The organism is Sphingobacterium prati (assembly GCF_013167215.1).
Lineage (GTDB): Bacteria > Bacteroidota > Bacteroidia > Sphingobacteriales > Sphingobacteriaceae > Sphingobacterium > Sphingobacterium prati.
Genome location: NZ_JABJWY010000012.1, coordinates 79,957 through 97,260 on the forward strand (window position 1 = coordinate 79,957; position 17,304 = coordinate 97,260).

Consider the following 17,304-nt stretch of genomic DNA (forward strand, 5'->3'; position numbering starts at 1 on the left):
CAAGCTTAAAATAAGCGATTTAAGACAATATTCTATTTTTTATGACAACTTCCTTAAAAAGTAATAAAAGTAGTTCAGAGAGGCTAAAAAGTAGCTTAAAAACGAGATTACTTATTTTAAGCATGTTTATAATGCTCATTGGGCTGTCAATACAATGTGCGAGTATACAACAGCCAACAGGAGGGCCCAAAGATTCTATTCCACCAAAAATTCTACAGGAAAGTCCTACGAACTTTTCGAAAAATTTTATAGAGAAAAAAATCGTCATCACATTCGATGAGTATGTCAAGTTGGCCAATCAACAAAAGGAATTCAGTATCACACCTGATATGGGAAGTAATCCCCAATTCAAAATCAAGAAAAAAAATCTGGAAATCACGCTACCAGATTCCCTGGAAAAAAATACGACGTATAGTATTTATTTTGGTAAAGGCCTAGTAGATTATAATGCAGGAAATGCATTGGTAAATTATGCTTATGTATTTGCAACAGGCGATAAAATTGACTCACTCAGTATATCGGGCAATGTAAAGAGCGCAATGACAAAAGAGGTTTTAAAAGAGGTTAAAGTTCTGCTAATTCCGATAAGCCAGGATTCGATTTTTGGAAAAAAGAAAGCCAATATCTTTACAACAACGGATACTGCGGGAAATTACAAACTAAATAATCTCCGTGAAGGAACATATCGCATCTATGCGCTCCAGGAAAAGAACAATGACCGAATTTATAATTCACCCGATGAAGAAATAGGTTTTCTGAAAGATTCCATCGTATTGGAACATGATCTCACCAATATCAACCTTGAAGTATTTAAAGCGATTCCAAAAAAATTCCGTACACAGGAAAAGAAGTTTGAAAAAAACGGCAGTGTCCTATTAATTTTCAATAGAAGAGTTGATAATCCCAAACTAAATATATTGAACGATGAGGTCAATAATAAAGATAAGATTGTGCGATTCTCAAAGACTTCGGATTCGGCTACATTGTTTCTGCCAAATTTAAAAATAGACTCTTTAAAACTTGTTCTGACAGAAGATCAGAAACCTTTGGATACCATTCTTGTCAGAAGAGGAAATGTAAAAATTGAACAAGTTATTGATCCCCAATTTACCCCAAATAATGGAAAGGTGGACAGAATCAATCACCTTCAGGTATCCGCTTTTACACCGATAAAAAATATAGATAAAGCCAAGCTAAAATTCAAAGAGGATTCTCTTTTCAGAACAAATTATCAATTGGCGGTCGATACAAATGACTCCAATATCTACCATATCCGCTATAACTGGAGAAAGGATAAAAAATATCAAATAGAATTTACCGAAGGTGCTATAACTGGCTATTTCGGAGAGCAAAATAAAGAGAAAAAATTTGATCTTACTTATGACGATAGCGAGAACTATGGGGATCTAACATTTGATTTTACGGATCTTGATAGCAATACAACCTACTTGGTCGAACTGATCAATGAGAAAAAAGATAGAATATATAGATTAGACAAAATAAATAGTAATAACGCCTCGGTAGTTTACAAACAGTTTCCAGGAGGAAAATATACCATACGTGTCATTCGGGATGATAACGACAACGGGATATGGGATACCGGAAATGTTGAAAAGAAGACTTTCCCAGAACCTGTTGTCTACTTAAATAAGGTTTTCACTATACGCGCAAACTGGGAACAAAAAGATAGCTTTTCATTAAGTGGTCTCAAAAAGTAATAAAGTCAAGGTCACGGCCAAAAATAAAGGCAAAATTATATTGCTAATACGTTTAAGCTAAAACCAGGAACTATATAATACGTAGTTGTGCGGCAACTGCTGCAAAAGCGCTTTCTGCTCCTCAGTTAGCGCTTTTACCTTTTTAGCCGGAACGCCGGCATATAAAAAACCGGACTCGCAACGCGTATTCTCCAAAACAACAGCCCCCGCTGCAATAATTACATTGGATTCTACCACTGCATTATCCATGACGATAGCGCCCATTCCGATCAACACGTAATCCTCCACGATACATCCGTGCACCATTGCCTGATGCCCGATATTCACATAATTACCAATGGTAGTCCCGCACTTTTGATAAGTACAGTGAATAACAGCGCCATCCTGGATATTCGTATAATGGCCTATACGAATATAATTAACGTCTCCGCGGATCACTGCATTGAACCATACCGAGCAATGGTGCCCAATCTCCACATCGCCAACAATAGTCGAATTGGGTGCTAAAAAGCATTCTTCTGCGATCAATGGAGACTTGTCCAGAACGGGTAAAATAAGTGCCATATGTCCTAAAATATTGTGTCTTGTAATACAGTTGAGTGTTGTGGATAATCCGTCGTATAATGCAGGCCCCTACTCTCTTTCCGCAGCATAGCCGACTTGGTTACAATATAAGCTACCTGGATCACATTACGTAGTTCACAAAGCTTCACAGAGAGCCTCGTGTTACGATAAAAGTCCTCCGTTTCCGCATATAATAAATGTAGACGCTTTAGGGCTCTTTCCAATCTAAAATCTGACCGGACAATACCAACATAGTCACTCATAATTTTCTGACATTCGCGCAAGTTATGGCTAACCAAAATGTCCTCGTTGGAAAGTGAAGTCTTGGAGTCATCCCAATCCGGGACATTAGTAACATAATGTATGGATTCAATCGCTTTGGTAGCATCCAAAAAGATGCGATGCGCATATACGAGGGCTTCCAGCAAAGAATTCGAAGCTAAACGATTTGCCCCATGTAGTCCGGTTGACGAACACTCCCCACAAGCGTACAGGTTGCGTATACTACTTCTTCCGAAATCATCCACATAAATTCCCCCGCATAAATAATGTGCTGCCGGAGTGACCGGTATAACGTCTGTCGCCATATCCAATCCGATGGAGAGACACTTCTCATAAATATTTGGAAAATGCTTAATGATATCCTCCTTATCCCTATGGGTAATATCCAAATACACATAATCTATACCCGACTTTTTCATCTCGGCATCTATAGCGCGTGCCACAATATCCCTGGGAGCCAATGATGCCCGCTCGTCATATTCCTCCATAAAAGACTCACCATCCACCCGTCTAAGAATCCCTCCGAAACCGCGAACGGCTTCAGACACCAAAAATGCCGGAGAATCCTTAGGATTATATAATGAAGTGGGGTGAAACTGCATAAATTCCATATTACGCACCTTGCCCTTAGCCCGGTAAACCATGGCTATTCCGTCACCGGTAGCAATAGTCGGGTTAGTTGTACTCGAATATACATGCCCAGCACCGCCAGAAGCCATGACAGTTACCTTACTCAAAATTTTGTCCACGAGGTGAGATGAAGTATTGAAAGCATAGATACCATAACAGGTAATATCCTCCCTATTCTTATCCACATATTCCCCCATATGATGTTGGGTAATCAGATCAATAGCAAAATAATGTGTGACAATTTCAATATTGGGATCGCTATGAGCCTGCTCCAACAATGCTCTTTCTATTTCGTAACCTGTTATATCCTTATAATGAAGAATACGGTGAGCCGAATGCCCGCCCTCTTTAGCCAGGTCATATACCCCCGATTCTTCCTTGTCAAATGAGGTTCCGTAGGAAATAAGTTCAGCAATTCGATCCGGTGCTTCCCTAACGACGTTTTCCACAATTTCCACATCACATAATCCATCCCCAGCTATCTGAGTATCAATGATATGCTTTTCGAAGCTATCAGACTTATCCACAACGGCAGCCACTCCCCCCTGCGCATATTTTGTATTAGACTCATCCTCATTGGACTTCGTGACTATCAACACTTTACCAAATTTTGAAGCTTTCAACGCAAAGCTTAATCCGGCAATACCTGATCCAATGACCAAAAAATCTACCTTTCTATCTGCCATATATTTAAAATTCACAAACTATCCCCAAAAGTGATGGTTGAAATTAACGAAAAATGTGGAAAACGTGTAAATAAAAGGTTAAATAAAAATGAAAAGTATTTAACATTCCCCAGATCCCCTATTCACAGCACGAATTCCAATTATTTTTCCGCATAAAATTTGATAGATTTCCACATTTTATCGACACTAACTATTCAACAAAAAATTATGGAAAATAAAAAACGGAAAAAATTAGATTTTTAAAAATCAGCTCTTTAAAGCAAAAATTCTGTTGAAAAATTGTTGAAAACTCCATAAAAACCGCAAATCAAAATCGATTCAGATCAATTTATACCACTTTTCCACACCCTAATAAACAATAAGAGAATCTTTAATTTAAAATATTAGTATTTATTGAAAAAAAAGATTGTGGAATACGTTCGGAAATCTTTGTTTAGTTTTGTCAATATCGAATCAAACCTTTTTAGAGTTTAATATTTACTAGGGCACCAACTCCCCTTTTTAAATATCGAATTCTAAACGGCTTTATTTGCAAGCAAAAAATTCTGAAGGTATTTTTGACCTTTTTAGAATTGAATATTTTTTTTAAAATTTTTTAAACAACTTTTTATGGATTTATAAAAGGGTTTGTATTGGGAATATTATGTCTTTTAGTCCAAAACTCGGGTTTTGAACCGTGTAGATTAAATTATTTAGGCTCTTGGAGTTTTATCCCAATTTTATGAAAGTCTGAAAGCGTTTGAAAATTTTAAAATGGAAAAAATTTAGGATTTGGACGCTTTAGGGTTTGATATTTACGAGATTTCAAAAAAAAAATGAAATATTCTATTCAAAAATCGTTTCTAATGATTTTTTATGGAATATTTCAATTGGAATTTTGCCGATATCCAGCTTTTTGTTTCTCTAAAGCCATTTAGATTTACATATTGGATTTTTTATAAAATTTTTAAGATTTTACAGTATTTTAAGAGACTTTGGGACAATCGGAATCAATTTTTGAAAAATAAATTTCAAAATATTGATTTATTAGCAGAAAATTTGACAGATGCATTCGGAGATCAGTTTATAGCCGATTTCTTTGCGATATTTTGATTTTTGTGTGCTTTATCAGTAATTATGCGATTTCTGGAGGGTTTGTCATAAATTTTAACATAAATAAACTCGATTAGAATTGAATATTTTTTAGATAAACGCTGTTTTAATTAATTATTGGATTTTGAGAGACTTGGTGATATGTCTATCGATATATCTTTAATCCGCTTCAAAAGCTAATAGCATATGGATCAAATTTTTGGAATTATTAATAAAAAAAGTTATTGTGGAATGAACATTCTTACTATATTTGCGACCCGGTATCGATTGGGAATTTAAAAAAAATATAATTTAAGTCTTTTAGATTGCGATAATTACCATTATCGGAGAGGATAAATTTTTTAGACGAATTTCAGAGGGCTTATTTCGAAAATAAAGTCCTTGTGATTACAATGAATTTTTATTTTAAATAGTATATCGGATTTATTAGAATGTAAAGCCCTATTCTGTTATTTAAAATAGATTTTTTCAATTTTTGGATGTGATATTTCCTATGAAATTTTATATATTTATTAATTATAATAATTTTATATAAATTATTATAATTTAAAATAGTATTATTTTATAAAAATGTAGTTTATAGCTGGTATTTACAGTTCATATTTTTTTTAGCAGCTAGTTCAAAATCTATTGGAATTCGAGAATAATATTTTTAAAACTTTTCATACAAACTGTTTTAGATTTTCATAAAATTTTATTTAGCCAAAAGGGAGGCAAATATCACATTCTATAGGCGTTAAGCATACCGTTTTGATGTGATAGATAGAATTAAACCCCGCTAGCTTCTGCTGTAATTATTTTTTTTCGGTCTTTGTGTGATAATCGTATCCTAAAAGACTTTAAATACGAAAACACTGAACTAACCTGTCGCATAGAACTGTTCGCAAAACTGTGTTAACCAATACCGCTGTTCGCTTGGCTATTGCGAACAAGTCCGCTTTTATATGTTATACTATATGATATGCCGTTTACAAATTGAGGCCTCTGAGGATTAATTGTACGATATGAGACTATAATACATCGAAAATATCCGATTCTCATCGGCTTTATTCGAGATTTGATAATCGAAAAAATAAACCTAATGCATCTCCCTCCAATTTATAGACTCAAACAATAAATTTTATCGAAATAAAGTCTTCTACGTTTTGTTAAAAGTTGGCTGTTGGGCTACGGTATGTAAATATTCTATTCTAAACGAGTTTAGAATGGAAGCAGCCAGGCTCCCTTGCAATCTCTTCCTTTTGTCATTAGCTATGTTATGGTGATTTGTGCTGTCGGTTGTAAACAGGACGCTGCATCTTTCGTTTAGAACCTTTGAGCTTTTCATATATTTTTTCTTTCCTTTTCTCTTGGCAAATTTTAAATTGTGGCGGGTACAAAATCTTAGTTGAATGTGAAATGTTAATAAATAAAGCTTCCGTTTATGCTATATTTTTGCTTGTTTTGTATTATGCCTAAGAACGTTCAATAGGAGGAAAATAGAGAGAAAGTCATTTTCTACGTTAGAAATATTTGGGCTCAAACCCTCTGAGCTTTTGATATAATGTATATTGCCAGGTAGTTTTCTGAATATTCAATTCAAAAAAGGTTTAAATTGGGTTGAATCTCTTTTTGTTTATTTTAATGATAATAATTTAATTTAAAATTTACGTTTTCTCCTCATTAGCGCTCAGCTACATATTTGATTAATTTGCTTTTTATTGACTTTTATATATGTAACAATGCGTATTTTTGTTGTTCATAAACTGTTGAAAGTACCCGCATGGAAATTGTAAATTATGAGCTTCAGGCAAAAGGATATAATGATGCTCCGATTGACCCCTCATTGGATTTGGTAGCTGAAATCCAACGATTAAAGAAAGAAAAGAATGCTGTAATTTTGGCACATTATTATCAGGAATCTGAAATTCAAGATATTGCAGACTATATTGGAGATAGTTTAGGCTTGTCCCAGGAGGCTGCAAAGACAGATGCCGATTTAATTGTTTTTGCCGGAGTACATTTTATGGCGGAAACAGCGAAGATACTTTCGCCAACAAAGAAGGTCATCTTGCCGGATGCTAAAGCTGGATGTTCGCTGTCCGATTCATGTCCGCCACATTTGTTTGCCAAGTTTAAAGAGCAATATCCAGATCACTTGGTGATCACCTACGTGAATTGTACTGCTGAATTAAAAGCGCTCTCAGATATCGTGTGTACATCAAGCAATGCGGTGCAGATTGTGGAGAGCCTTCCAATAGATCAGAAGATCATATTTGGACCCGATCGTAACCTGGGTGCCTATGTAAAGAAAAAAACTGGGCGTGATCTGGTGTTATGGAATGGTGCTTGTATGGTTCATGAAATTTTTTCTCAAGATAAAATAGATCGCCTGAAGAGCGAATATCCTGAAGCTAAGTTTATTGCGCACCCTGAATGTGAAGATCATATCTTGGCTAAAGCGGATTATGTGGGTTCTACATCGGGGATGCTTAAGTTTACGCAAACGGATAATGCACAGGCTTATATTGTAGCTACAGAATCTGGAATTCTTTATCAGATGCAGAAAGCGAGTCCTGGGAAGACTTTTATTCCTGCACCACCGAACAATGCCTGTGCATGTAATGATTGCCCTCACATGAAGCTTAATACGCTTGAGAAGCTTTATAATTGTTTGAAATATGAATCTCCTGAAATTTTACTTCCTGAGGATGTCATACTTCGTGCACAACGTCCTATTGAGCGGATGTTGGAGATATCAGCAAGTTTGGGATTGTAATAATTTGTATAATTTTTGATGATAATCGATATGATAACACATTGGTATTCATATCGATTATTGTTTTTATAATGCTATTTACGGGGTAAACCATATTGGTTATGAGATACTTGTTTGGCCATTATAGGATAGTTTAAAATTTTAAATTTTTTAACATGTTTGATTTTGATAATACTGAACGCACCAATTTGGAGGAAATGGGGGAGTTCGGTTTAATTGACTATATCAGTAAAGCAGTGGAGCTGACAGAAAAATCTACCATTAAAGGAATTGGTGATGATGCAGCAGTATTGGATTTTGAAGGAAAGAAGACTTTGATCTCTACTGATTTGCTTTTGGAAGGTATTCATTTTGATCTGCGATATGTCCCTTTAAAGCATTTGGGATATAAGGCAGTCCAGGTTAATTTGAGCGATATCTATGCGATGAACGGAATAGCTTCCCAGATTACATTTTCTATCGGCTTGTCTTCCAAATTTCCACTGGAAGCCGTAGAAGAGATCTATCAAGGCGCTTTGATTGCCTGCAAGAAGTATAATGTTGATTTGGTTGGCGGGGACACTTCGGCTTCAGCACAGGGGCTCGTTATCTCTGTGACAAGTATAGGTTATGCCGATGAAGATAAGATTGTTTACCGTAGCGGAGCAAAGGAAGGTGACTTATTATGTGTATCTGGAGATTTAGGAGCAGCATATATGGGATTGCAGCTATTGGAAAGGGAAAAAGATATCTATTTGGAGAATCCTAATGTACAGCCAGATCTGGAGGGTAAAGACTATATTGTCGAACGTCAGTTAAAACCAGAAGCGCGAAAAGATATTGTTGAGTTATTTGCAAAATTAGATCTTTTACCGACCGCAATGATGGATATTTCGGATGGGCTGGCGTCGGAAATACTTCATATTTGCAAGCAGTCAGATAAAGGCTGTAGATTGTATGAAGAAAAAGTTCCGTTGGATCAAATGACATACGATACCGGACGTGAATTCGGTATTGACCCGACAGTAGCAGCACTTAATGGTGGAGAGGATTATGAGCTGTTGTTTACAATAGCACAGTCGGATCATGATAAGATCAAGAATTTACCTGATATCAGTATTATTGGTTATATGACAGCGGCTTCAGAAGGCTGTGAAATGATTTCCAAATCTGGAAATCTTTACCCAATAATGGCCCAAGGCTGGAATGCCTTCAAAAAAAAGGATTAAATCAAGGATTTTTAGAAGGACAGCAAAGCCTTCAGTTATTGGGAATTTGGGGATCTAATATCAAAATGCTTGGGAAAAAACAAAAACGGTTGTCCAACTTTAGTTGGACAACTTTTTTATTGTTCCAGTTCTTCTTCGAGCATCAGATCCTCCTGTTTCGGATCCCGCTCCTCGACATTGAAATTGTTGTATCCTAATCCCACTTCGATCTGTAGAAGACGCTGCTGGAGCATTTCTAAAATAGCCAGAAAATTATAGACAAATTGAACCTTGTTTTCAGAATTCTTTAATAGTTCCTGAAAATCTAATTTCTTATTGATTTCAATAAGCTCCGCTATTGCTTTTTTCTGTTGTTCAATCGTATAGGGATACTTTACAACAGTATGCGTTACTTCTGGTGGTCTATTGCGAAATTGATACATCATTTGCTCATAGATCATCATCAGGCCGTATAGATCAAAGCTATCTAGGTTTTCACCTGTAGCATCCAATTGAAGTTGTTGGCGTATATCATAATGAATATTGCCTCTGCTATACAACTGGAGGCGGTTTTCTTCCATTACCCTTAAACCTTCGCAGACCTCTTTAAATTGTTTATAGAGAATAAGTTTCTGAACGAGATCTTCTCTTAGATCAACTTCGTTTTCATTTTCATCCAGATCTGGTCTCGGAAGCAGCATCTTTGCTTTTATACGCATCAATGTAGAGGCTACAAAAATAAATTCGCTGGCCATCTCCATATTGAGTGCCTGCATCTGACTTACGTAGGACAAAAAATCATCGGTAATTTTCGAAATGGGGATATCATGAATGTTCAGTTCATCCCGCTCGATAAAAAATAGTAATAAATCAAAAGGTCCCTCAAATTGAGGAAGCTTGATTTCGTAACCTTCTTCTACTTGCATATCTTATACAAATTTACATAATAAAATCTGTTGAATTATTCATATGGAAACTATTGCTGTTTTTATTTGTTGTAGCACAATATGGAAATGCGATTTATTTTAAAGATTAAATAAAATTGTTGTTACTTTGTGTGAACATTTAATGTAAATAGCAGTACTATGCAATTTGAGGCTGGAGAACTATTAAGTAAAATAAACGATCCCTCTGATCTTAAAAAGCTAAAGGAAGACCAATTAGAACAACTAAGCCAGGAATTACGTCAATTTATTATTGATCAAGTTTCGGTGAATGGTGGTCACTTTGCAGCAAGTTTGGGAGTCGTTGAGTTAACGGTGGCGTTACATTACGTAATGAATACACCCTATGATCAATTGATTTGGGATGTAGGCCATCAGGCTTATGGTCATAAAATTCTGACTGGACGTCGCGATGTATTTCATACGAATCGTATTGAAAACGGTATTTCGGGTTTTCCTAACCGTTTCGAATCCGAATACGATGCTTTTGGAGTAGGGCATTCTTCTACGTCTATTTCAGCGGCGTTAGGGATGGCCGTTGCTTCACAAATAAAAGGAGAAAAAGATCGTCAGCATATTGCGGTTATTGGAGACGGAGCTTTGACCGGTGGGATGTCATTTGAAGCATTGAACCATGCTGGTATCGCTAAATCCAATTTATTGGTGATTTTGAATGACAATTGTATGTCTATAGATCCAAATGTTGGTGCACTGAAAGAATATTTGACAAGTATTACGACATCGAAACGATACAATAGATTTCGGGATGATATCGCTGCTGTATTAACAAAAATTTCTGAGGTAGGGCCAAATGCACTCGGTATTGTTAAAAAATTAGAGAAAAGTATCAAAGGGACCCTATTAAAGAATGCTAATCTTTTTGAGTCATTGAACTTTAGATATTTTGGTCCGGTCGATGGACACGATGTAAAGAAATTAGCCAAGACACTTGAGGATCTTAAACATATACCCGGTCCGAAATTGCTACATGTGGTAACAATTAAGGGAAAAGGATTTGCACTTGCGGAGAAAGATCAGACGAAGTGGCATGCGCCGGGTCTATTTGATAAAATTACTGGAGAGATAAAGAAATCTTCCAGTGAAAAACCGGTAGCACCAAAATACCAGGATGTTTTTGGACATACACTTGTCGAACTTGCGGAAGCGAATGAAAAAATCGTTGGTATTACGCCAGCAATGCCTTCAGGCTCTTCAATGAACATCATGATGAATGCAATGCCTGATCGTGCATTTGATGTTGGTATTGCGGAACAACATGCTGTCACATTTAGTGCTGGCTTAGCGACTCAGGGCTTATTACCATTTTGTAATATTTATTCGTCGTTTATGCAGCGCGCCTATGATCAGGTTATCCACGATGTTGCCCTACAGAATTTAAATGTTGTCTTTTGCCTGGATCGTGCGGGTGTAGTAGGAGCTGATGGGGCAACACACCATGGAGCTTATGATATCGCATTTATGCGTTGTGTCCCCAATATGACGGTTTCTGCTCCAATGAATGAAGAGGAGCTCAGAAACTTGATGTATACGGCACAATTACCTAATAAGGGACCTTTCGTCATTCGTTATCCGAGAGGAAATGGTGTGATGCCAGATTGGCGTCGCCCATTTACAGAAATAGAAGTAGGAAAAGGACGGATTATTACTGAAGGTGAAGAGCTCGCTATTTTAAGTTTCGGCACCATTGGAAACGAAGCTGTGAAAGCTGTACAGCAATTGAATGAATTGGGCATCCATCCTGCACATTATGATCTGCGGTTTGCAAAGCCTTTGGATGAAGCTTTATTGCATCAAGTCTTTAAAAAATTTAAAAAGATAATCACAGTGGAAGACGGTTGTCTACAAGGTGGTATAGGTTCTGCTGTATTAGAGTTTATGACAGATCATGGATACAGTAGCCAGGTTGCACGACTAGGTATTCCCGACCGCGTTGTTGAGCATGCTGAGCAGGGCGCCCAGTGGAAGAATTCGCATTATGATGCAACTGCAATTGTACAAGAAGGAAAGAAAATGTGTGATGGAAAATTTACCCATACGATGGTTGGGTAGATCTAAGCACTTATATGGAACAAAAAAAGGAAATCTTCTAAAGGATTTCCTTTTTTTTGTGCTGAAACCAGTTTATTCTTTAGCATCTTACGAGATGGTAATGTTACAAAAATGATCTAGCAATGGCACCTGATAATATACTTTTCTATTTTCAATAAGGGCTGTGGAATAGAATAGAAAGATGCTGGGTAATGTTGTTAAGCATACTTTAAATTCTTATAAATTTAATATTAAAAATATATGAACTAAAGGTTGTATTTCGCTTTTATTTTGGTTAATTTAGTTCTAGACCTTTAAGACTGATCTGTAGTATGTTTACTACTTTTTTTGTTCTTTTTTTTGAAATAAATTTGGAATGTTAATAATTATTTTTAGAGATCAATTTTAGCGCAAGTTTTCCACAATTTTACAAGTTAACTAGCTGATATTTATGGTTTTATTAAATATTTTATATTTTAGTTTTTTAGCTGATTTTTTTTTGTCATCTTCGTTCTCAGAGAAAGTTATCAACATATTTTTTGTCGCGTATTGTAAATCAACTTATTAACAATTTTAGAATGGAAAAAACGTATTCAAGTGTCTGGAATAATTGTCTTTCGATTATCAAAGATAATATACCAGCGCAAAGTTTCAAGACCTGGTTTGAACCTGTGAAAGCAGTCCGTTTGGAGGGTGACGTTTTGACTATTCAAGTACCTAGTTTATTTTTTTACGAGTGGTTGGAAGAACACTATGTAGGTATTCTTCGCAAGACCGTAAAGAAGTTTCTGGGAGAACAAGGTAGATTGGAATACAATATTGTAGTTGAGAAGTCGTCGGCTTCTCATCCCTATACGACTAATCTTCCATCGAATGGCAATGGGGCAGAGGGAAAGAGGCAATCTATTCCTGTGCCGGTATCTTTGAACAGAGATATCAAAAATCCATTTGTTATTCCTGGATTAAAGAAATTGCAGGTTGATCCGCAATTGAATCAAAACTACACATTTGAGAATTTTATTGAAGGTGAGTGTAACCGTCTTGCTCGTTCTGCAGGCTACGCTGTAGCAAACAAGCCGGGAGGTACTTCATTCAACCCCTTAATGATCTATGGTGATGTAGGTTTGGGAAAGACGCACCTTGCCCAAGCTATCGGTAATGAAATTAAAAGAAATCTTCCCGATAAGTTGGTCATTTATGTGTCCTGTGAGAAATTCTGTCAACAATTTGTGGACTCATTGAAAAACAATACTATCAATGATTTCGTAAATTTCTATCAGGCAATGGATGTGATTATCATGGATGATGTGCACAACTTTGCTGGTAAGGAGAAAACGCAGGATATCTTCTTCCACATATTCAATCATTTGCATCAATCTGGGAAGCAAATCATTTTGACTTCTGACAAAGCGCCTAAAGATTTAGCTGGTTTAGAAGAACGATTGCTTAGCCGTTTTAAATGGGGATTATCTGCAGATATTCAAATTCCGGATCTTGAGACAAGAATGGCGATTTTGAAGAAAAAAATGTATTCTGATGGCATTGAGTTACCCGAAAATGTCGTGGAGTATGTAGCAACACAGATCGATAACAGTGTTCGTGAATTGGAGGGGGCAATGGTTTCTCTATTGGCTCAATCAACATTGAACAAAAAGGAAATTGATTTGGGATTGGCTAAATCGATGTTGAAGAATTTTGTGAAAAATACACACAAGGAAATTTCAATGGATTTTATTCAGAAACTAGTTTGTGAATACTTTGAAGTTCCTGTGGACATGGTAAAGTCAAAGGTCAGGAAACGTGAAATCGTGCAGGCCAGGCAAATTTCGATGTATTTAGCAAAAGCCCACACAAAATCTTCACTTAAATCGATTGGCGCATTCTTTGGAGGAAGAGATCATTCAACAGTCATCTATGCCTGTCAAACCGTTGAGGATTTAATTGAAACTGACAAGAAATTTAAGACTTATGTCAGCGACATTATGAAGAAGTTAAAATCTTAATGTCGACTGATATCGAGTTAAAGTAAAAAGGTTGTCTATCTGGACAGCCTTTTTTTGTAACCATGGAGGATGATATAATAAAAAACCTCTGAATATGCCTAAGCATATTCAGAGGTTTAATACATTCCTCTTAATTGAGTAAAATGATTATTGTTGTTGATTGCTGTTTTCGTTATTATTTTCCTTTTGTTCTGTTGGTGGTGTTGGGGTTGGGGGAATGTCTACCGCTGGCCGCTCTTCAATATATTTTTGAAAGGCTGCTTTTTGCTCATCAGTCAATAATAGCGCAATTTTGCTATCTGATTCACCCTGGAGTTTTGTAATGCTTTCTTTTTTTACCTCAGGAGTTGTGGTAGAATCCTGTATAAGCGCCGCTACTGCCTTTTCTTGATCCAATACAATTGTTGATACGGCTGTTTTTTGTTCGTCATTCAACGTAAGCTTTGTGACCAATTCGGTCACAACTTTGGTTGCATTTTCTTCTGGAGTCGTTTGCTGTGCGAAGGTGAGACTCATTGCCAGAAAAAATCCTAGACCGGTTAAAAATAACTTTTTCATGATGTTTAATTTTAGATGAAATTATTCAATGAATTTATTAGCGTCTGTTTTTTTTGTTTAATTCGTACTGGATTCTGTTTTAGAAGGTTCAGTAGGTGTAGGGACAGATTTTGCCGGGCGTTCGGCAATTACCTTCTGATAGATGGTTTTTTGATCTTCCGTCAGTAATTGACTCACTTTGCCGTCTACTTCTGTTTGAATTTTATTGAGGGTTTCACCTTTTGCAGCCGCAGTGGAAGTACTGTCTTTTAAAATTGTTTCTTCTGCTTTTGCTTGATCCAATAGAATGGAGGATATGGCAGTCTTCTGCTCATCGTTCAGATTTAGCTTCTGTACCAGCTCGGTAGTGGCTTTTGCCGCAGTTTCCTCTGGTGTGACCTGTTGGGCAAATGTTAGGCTAAGTGCCAGACACATCCCTATACCTGTTAAAATTAGCTTTTTCATATCTATTGTATTTAAAAAGTTACAACTATGATGTCTTGCTATAAAAACTATCAAAGTCAATTTATATTGTATCAAGTATGTTACTTTAACAAATTTTTAACGCTATTCACCATTATAAATGATTTAAAATCATGTGTATATTTTTTTTATGTAAGATATAAAACTGCTTGTTTTAAATAAGTGCAAGTATAGATGACAGATAAGAGGAATCAATGGTCGATTGGCCCGGAGAAATGCGCTTACAAGGCTTAATATGGATGTCTATGGTCATGCAACATTATGGATATGTTATGGAGATTAATAGCCAGTGCATATTTTAATTGATAAATCCATAAAAAAGGTCGGTTATTTCTATCCGACCTATTCATGCAAACTAGTTTGCTGAACGTTTAGACATTCTATCCCTCATTTTTTCTTGCTGCTCATCAAATAATTTGACTTGATCTGGAGTGAGCCAAGATTTTATTTTAGTTGCCTGCGCTTCTTGGAGTTGTTTAATTTTTTCCATATTGGCTTTTCGGTCGCCACCATCATTTTTTAGTGTTGCGCGCTGTTGGGCATTGGCTAATGTAAGATTATAGATGGAATCTTTTTGTACTTGATTAAGTGTAAGTAATTTGTCCAAGTGTTCTACACGCATCTTCGCCTGTTCTTCGGGGCTACGTTGTTGACGCTGCTGCGCAAAGGCTACGGTTGTCGCCAAAAATAGGCTACTTATTACCATTAAAGTTTTCTTTTTCATCGTTTTATGTTTTAAGTTTATTTTCCTTATTGAATATAAATTTGACGAAAAAGTTTACGAAAATAGTAGTCCTTAACAAAATTTAAGGTTGATTAACACTTAATGCGACTGTATCACTTAAAATATTACAAAATTGAATACTTTGCTGTAAATCATTAAATTTAAACCCTATCGGCAGGTAAACGAGTTCTATTGTATCGAATAGTGCTTTATATGGTTTTAGCCGCTGATAGTCCTTCTCCGTGGTCAATATTATTTTATTGGTACTATTTAGGGATTGGAATGTTTTAATGATACGGTCAATTTCTGCGTCGGTAAATGTATGGTGATCCCGAAAAGAAATATGGCGGACTGACTTTGCTTTTTTGATAATATAGTCTGCTAATGGCTGCGGTTTGGCAATCCCTGTCACTAAAACGATATCTTTACCTTCGATATCAATATGTTTTCCATCACTATTAACTGGTTCGAAATAGGTTATATGGCTAAATGCAATTAGGGCTTTTTTGTTATACCGGCGCAGTTTTTTCTCAATATCAACCTTGTGTTTATCAGAAATATTGACTGGACACTTTGTAATGACAATGATTTGCGCCCGTTTAGATTCAATAAGTAAGTCCCTGAAATTTCCCGCAGGAAATACAATCATAGGTTGTGAAAAAGATCGAAAATCGAATAAGAGTATATTAAATAAAGGCGATAATTTTCGATGTTGATAGGCATCATCCAAGATAATAAGCTGATGATCTGCCTGTAGTTTTTCTATGCCTGTAGATCGATCTTCACATACGGCTACGGTAACATTTGGAAGCTTGTTTTTGAACTGTAATGGCTCATCGCCCACATCTAGCGCTAAAGAATCTGTCTCCACCATTCGGAATCCTTTCGTGTTTCGACCATAGCCCCTGCTGAGGATTGCGACATTATACTTGTCGCTAAGATAGGAGACAACAAATTCGGTCATAGGACTTTTTCCCGTACCACCAACCGCTAAGTTGCCAATGACAATGGTAGGTATATCGAAAGATCGAACCGGTAGTATGTGAAAATCATAGAGCCGATTTCTTAACCATACGACTACAGCATAGATCAGGGAAAAAGGAAGGAGGAAATATCGTAAAAAGGTCCACATTACTTTGGTATTACTGTCAAGCCAACATCTGTAATTTCCTGCAATGGATTTTCCCGCATGTTCTGTTCAATGGATATCATATACAACCCAGTGTCTGGAAATACATAATCTTTATGGATGATAGCTTGTTGATTGTAAAGACTACCTGATGATTTTCCGGACCACTTCCCATCGGATTTTGCTAATTTAATTTCCTTACGGAAAGTAAGTGTTTTCTTATTAGGGGCCTGTTGGTAAATCAACACAAAGAGATTAGAAAAAGTATATTCAGGTGTATGGCGTACATCCATAAATACATCGTATTTCTTCGTGTTATCACTGATATGAAATTGAAAACTTGGACGCGAGGTGTATAACCAAGTCTTATTTTCGATTGGTTTATTCTCATTTAAAATAGCGGTCTGGTCGCAAGATGCCCATAAACCGATACATAAAGTTCCAAAAAGAAAAGCCTTTATTTTCATTTTAAATCTATAAATAGAATATGCCTAACATTTTAAAATTAGGCATATTCG

13 protein-coding genes are annotated in these 17,304 nt (G+C 36.2%); 5 read left to right on the forward strand and 8 right to left on the reverse strand.

What is annotated here, in order from left to right; all coding sequences use genetic code 11:
• The first annotated feature begins 122 nt into the window (after positions 1-122).
• Entirely contained in the window at positions 123-1,718 is a 1,596-nt protein-coding gene (locus HPC41_RS03130) for an Ig-like domain-containing protein (protein ID WP_246250328.1), read from the forward strand.
• A 57-nt stretch (positions 1,719-1,775) separates the two neighbouring features.
• On the opposite strand, the gene HPC41_RS03135 is transcribed toward HPC41_RS03130, so the two are convergent.
• Positions 1,776-2,282 (reverse strand): gamma carbonic anhydrase family protein, encoded by a 507-nt coding sequence (locus tag HPC41_RS03135; RefSeq protein ID WP_108635422.1) that lies wholly within the window; start codon positions 2,280-2,282, stop codon positions 1,776-1,778.
• Between the two features lie 5 nt (positions 2,283-2,287).
• A complete protein-coding gene (gene nadB, locus HPC41_RS03140; RefSeq protein WP_172392530.1) occupies positions 2,288-3,880 on the reverse strand; it encodes an L-aspartate oxidase in 1,593 nt (530 codons plus the stop codon).
• A gap of 2,854 nt (positions 3,881-6,734) precedes the next feature.
• Between nadB and nadA the strand changes: the two genes are divergently transcribed.
• Together nadA and thiL are read left to right on the forward strand one after the other, a co-directional pair.
• Positions 6,735-7,730 (forward strand): quinolinate synthase NadA, encoded by a 996-nt coding sequence (gene nadA / locus HPC41_RS03145; RefSeq protein ID WP_121125406.1) that lies wholly within the window; start codon positions 6,735-6,737, stop codon positions 7,728-7,730.
• Between the two features lie 155 nt (positions 7,731-7,885).
• A complete protein-coding gene (thiL, locus tag HPC41_RS03150) occupies positions 7,886-8,938 on the forward strand; it encodes a thiamine-phosphate kinase (RefSeq protein ID WP_172392531.1) in 1,053 nt (350 codons plus the stop codon).
• A 116-nt stretch (positions 8,939-9,054) separates the two neighbouring features.
• Here thiL and HPC41_RS03155 read toward each other — a convergent pair whose 3' ends face one another.
• A complete protein-coding gene (locus HPC41_RS03155; protein WP_172392532.1) occupies positions 9,055-9,843 on the reverse strand; it encodes a segregation and condensation protein A in 789 nt (262 codons plus the stop codon).
• 159 nt (positions 9,844-10,002) lie between these two features.
• Between HPC41_RS03155 and dxs the strand changes: the two genes are divergently transcribed.
• Entirely contained in the window at positions 10,003-11,931 is a 1,929-nt protein-coding gene (gene dxs, locus HPC41_RS03160) for a 1-deoxy-D-xylulose-5-phosphate synthase (RefSeq protein ID WP_172392533.1), read from the forward strand.
• A 557-nt stretch (positions 11,932-12,488) separates the two neighbouring features.
• Positions 12,489-13,913 carry a chromosomal replication initiator protein DnaA gene (dnaA, locus tag HPC41_RS03165; protein WP_104384755.1) on the forward strand — a complete coding sequence of 475 codons (1,425 nt, stop codon included), beginning with the start codon at positions 12,489-12,491 and terminating at the stop codon, positions 13,911-13,913.
• A gap of 147 nt (positions 13,914-14,060) precedes the next feature.
• Here dnaA and HPC41_RS03170 read toward each other — a convergent pair whose 3' ends face one another.
• From HPC41_RS03170 to HPC41_RS03190, 5 genes are all read right to left on the reverse strand, one after another.
• Positions 14,061-14,471 carry a hypothetical protein gene (locus HPC41_RS03170; protein ID WP_172392534.1) on the reverse strand — a complete coding sequence of 137 codons (411 nt, stop codon included), beginning with the start codon at positions 14,469-14,471 and terminating at the stop codon, positions 14,061-14,063.
• Positions 14,472-14,528: 57 nt separating this feature from the next.
• A complete protein-coding gene (locus tag HPC41_RS03175; protein WP_172392535.1) occupies positions 14,529-14,915 on the reverse strand; it encodes a hypothetical protein in 387 nt (128 codons plus the stop codon).
• A 373-nt stretch (positions 14,916-15,288) separates the two neighbouring features.
• Positions 15,289-15,657 carry a hypothetical protein gene (locus HPC41_RS03180; RefSeq protein WP_172392536.1) on the reverse strand — a complete coding sequence of 123 codons (369 nt, stop codon included), beginning with the start codon at positions 15,655-15,657 and terminating at the stop codon, positions 15,289-15,291.
• 82 nt (positions 15,658-15,739) lie between these two features.
• The gene (gene lpxK / locus HPC41_RS03185; protein WP_172392537.1) at positions 15,740-16,789 is read right to left on the reverse strand and encodes a tetraacyldisaccharide 4'-kinase; all 1,050 of its coding nucleotides are present in this window, start codon (positions 16,787-16,789) and stop codon (positions 15,740-15,742) included.
• Positions 16,789-17,253 (reverse strand): gliding motility lipoprotein GldH, encoded by a 465-nt coding sequence (locus HPC41_RS03190; RefSeq protein ID WP_172392538.1) that lies wholly within the window; start codon positions 17,251-17,253, stop codon positions 16,789-16,791. The genes lpxK and HPC41_RS03190 overlap by 1 nt, the downstream gene beginning before the upstream one ends.
• Positions 17,254-17,304: the final 51 nt, after the last annotated feature.

Excerpts from the sequence above, each read along its gene's own strand:
- HPC41_RS03130 (WP_246250328.1), top strand. The coding sequence starts at position 123 with ATGTTTATAATGCTCATTGGGCTGTCAATACAATGTGCGAGTATACAA.
- HPC41_RS03175 (WP_172392535.1), bottom strand. The coding sequence starts at position 14,915 with ATGAAAAAGCTAATTTTAACAGGTATAGGGATGTGTCTGGCACTTAGC.
- HPC41_RS03135 (WP_108635422.1), bottom strand. The coding sequence starts at position 2,282 with ATGGCACTTATTTTACCCGTTCTGGACAAGTCTCCATTGATCGCAGAA.
- HPC41_RS03180 (WP_172392536.1), bottom strand. The coding sequence starts at position 15,657 with ATGAAAAAGAAAACTTTAATGGTAATAAGTAGCCTATTTTTGGCGACA.
- nadA (WP_121125406.1), top strand. The coding sequence starts at position 6,735 with ATGGAAATTGTAAATTATGAGCTTCAGGCAAAAGGATATAATGATGCT.
- dnaA (WP_104384755.1), top strand. The coding sequence starts at position 12,489 with ATGGAAAAAACGTATTCAAGTGTCTGGAATAATTGTCTTTCGATTATC.
- lpxK (WP_172392537.1), bottom strand. The coding sequence starts at position 16,789 with ATGTGGACCTTTTTACGATATTTCCTCCTTCCTTTTTCCCTGATCTAT.
- HPC41_RS03190 (WP_172392538.1), bottom strand. The coding sequence starts at position 17,253 with ATGAAAATAAAGGCTTTTCTTTTTGGAACTTTATGTATCGGTTTATGG.
- nadB (WP_172392530.1), bottom strand. The coding sequence starts at position 3,880 with ATGGCAGATAGAAAGGTAGATTTTTTGGTCATTGGATCAGGTATTGCC.
- HPC41_RS03155 (WP_172392532.1), bottom strand. The coding sequence starts at position 9,843 with ATGCAAGTAGAAGAAGGTTACGAAATCAAGCTTCCTCAATTTGAGGGA.
- thiL (WP_172392531.1), top strand. The coding sequence starts at position 7,886 with ATGTTTGATTTTGATAATACTGAACGCACCAATTTGGAGGAAATGGGG.
- HPC41_RS03170 (WP_172392534.1), bottom strand. The coding sequence starts at position 14,471 with ATGAAAAAGTTATTTTTAACCGGTCTAGGATTTTTTCTGGCAATGAGT.
- dxs (WP_172392533.1), top strand. The coding sequence starts at position 10,003 with ATGCAATTTGAGGCTGGAGAACTATTAAGTAAAATAAACGATCCCTCT.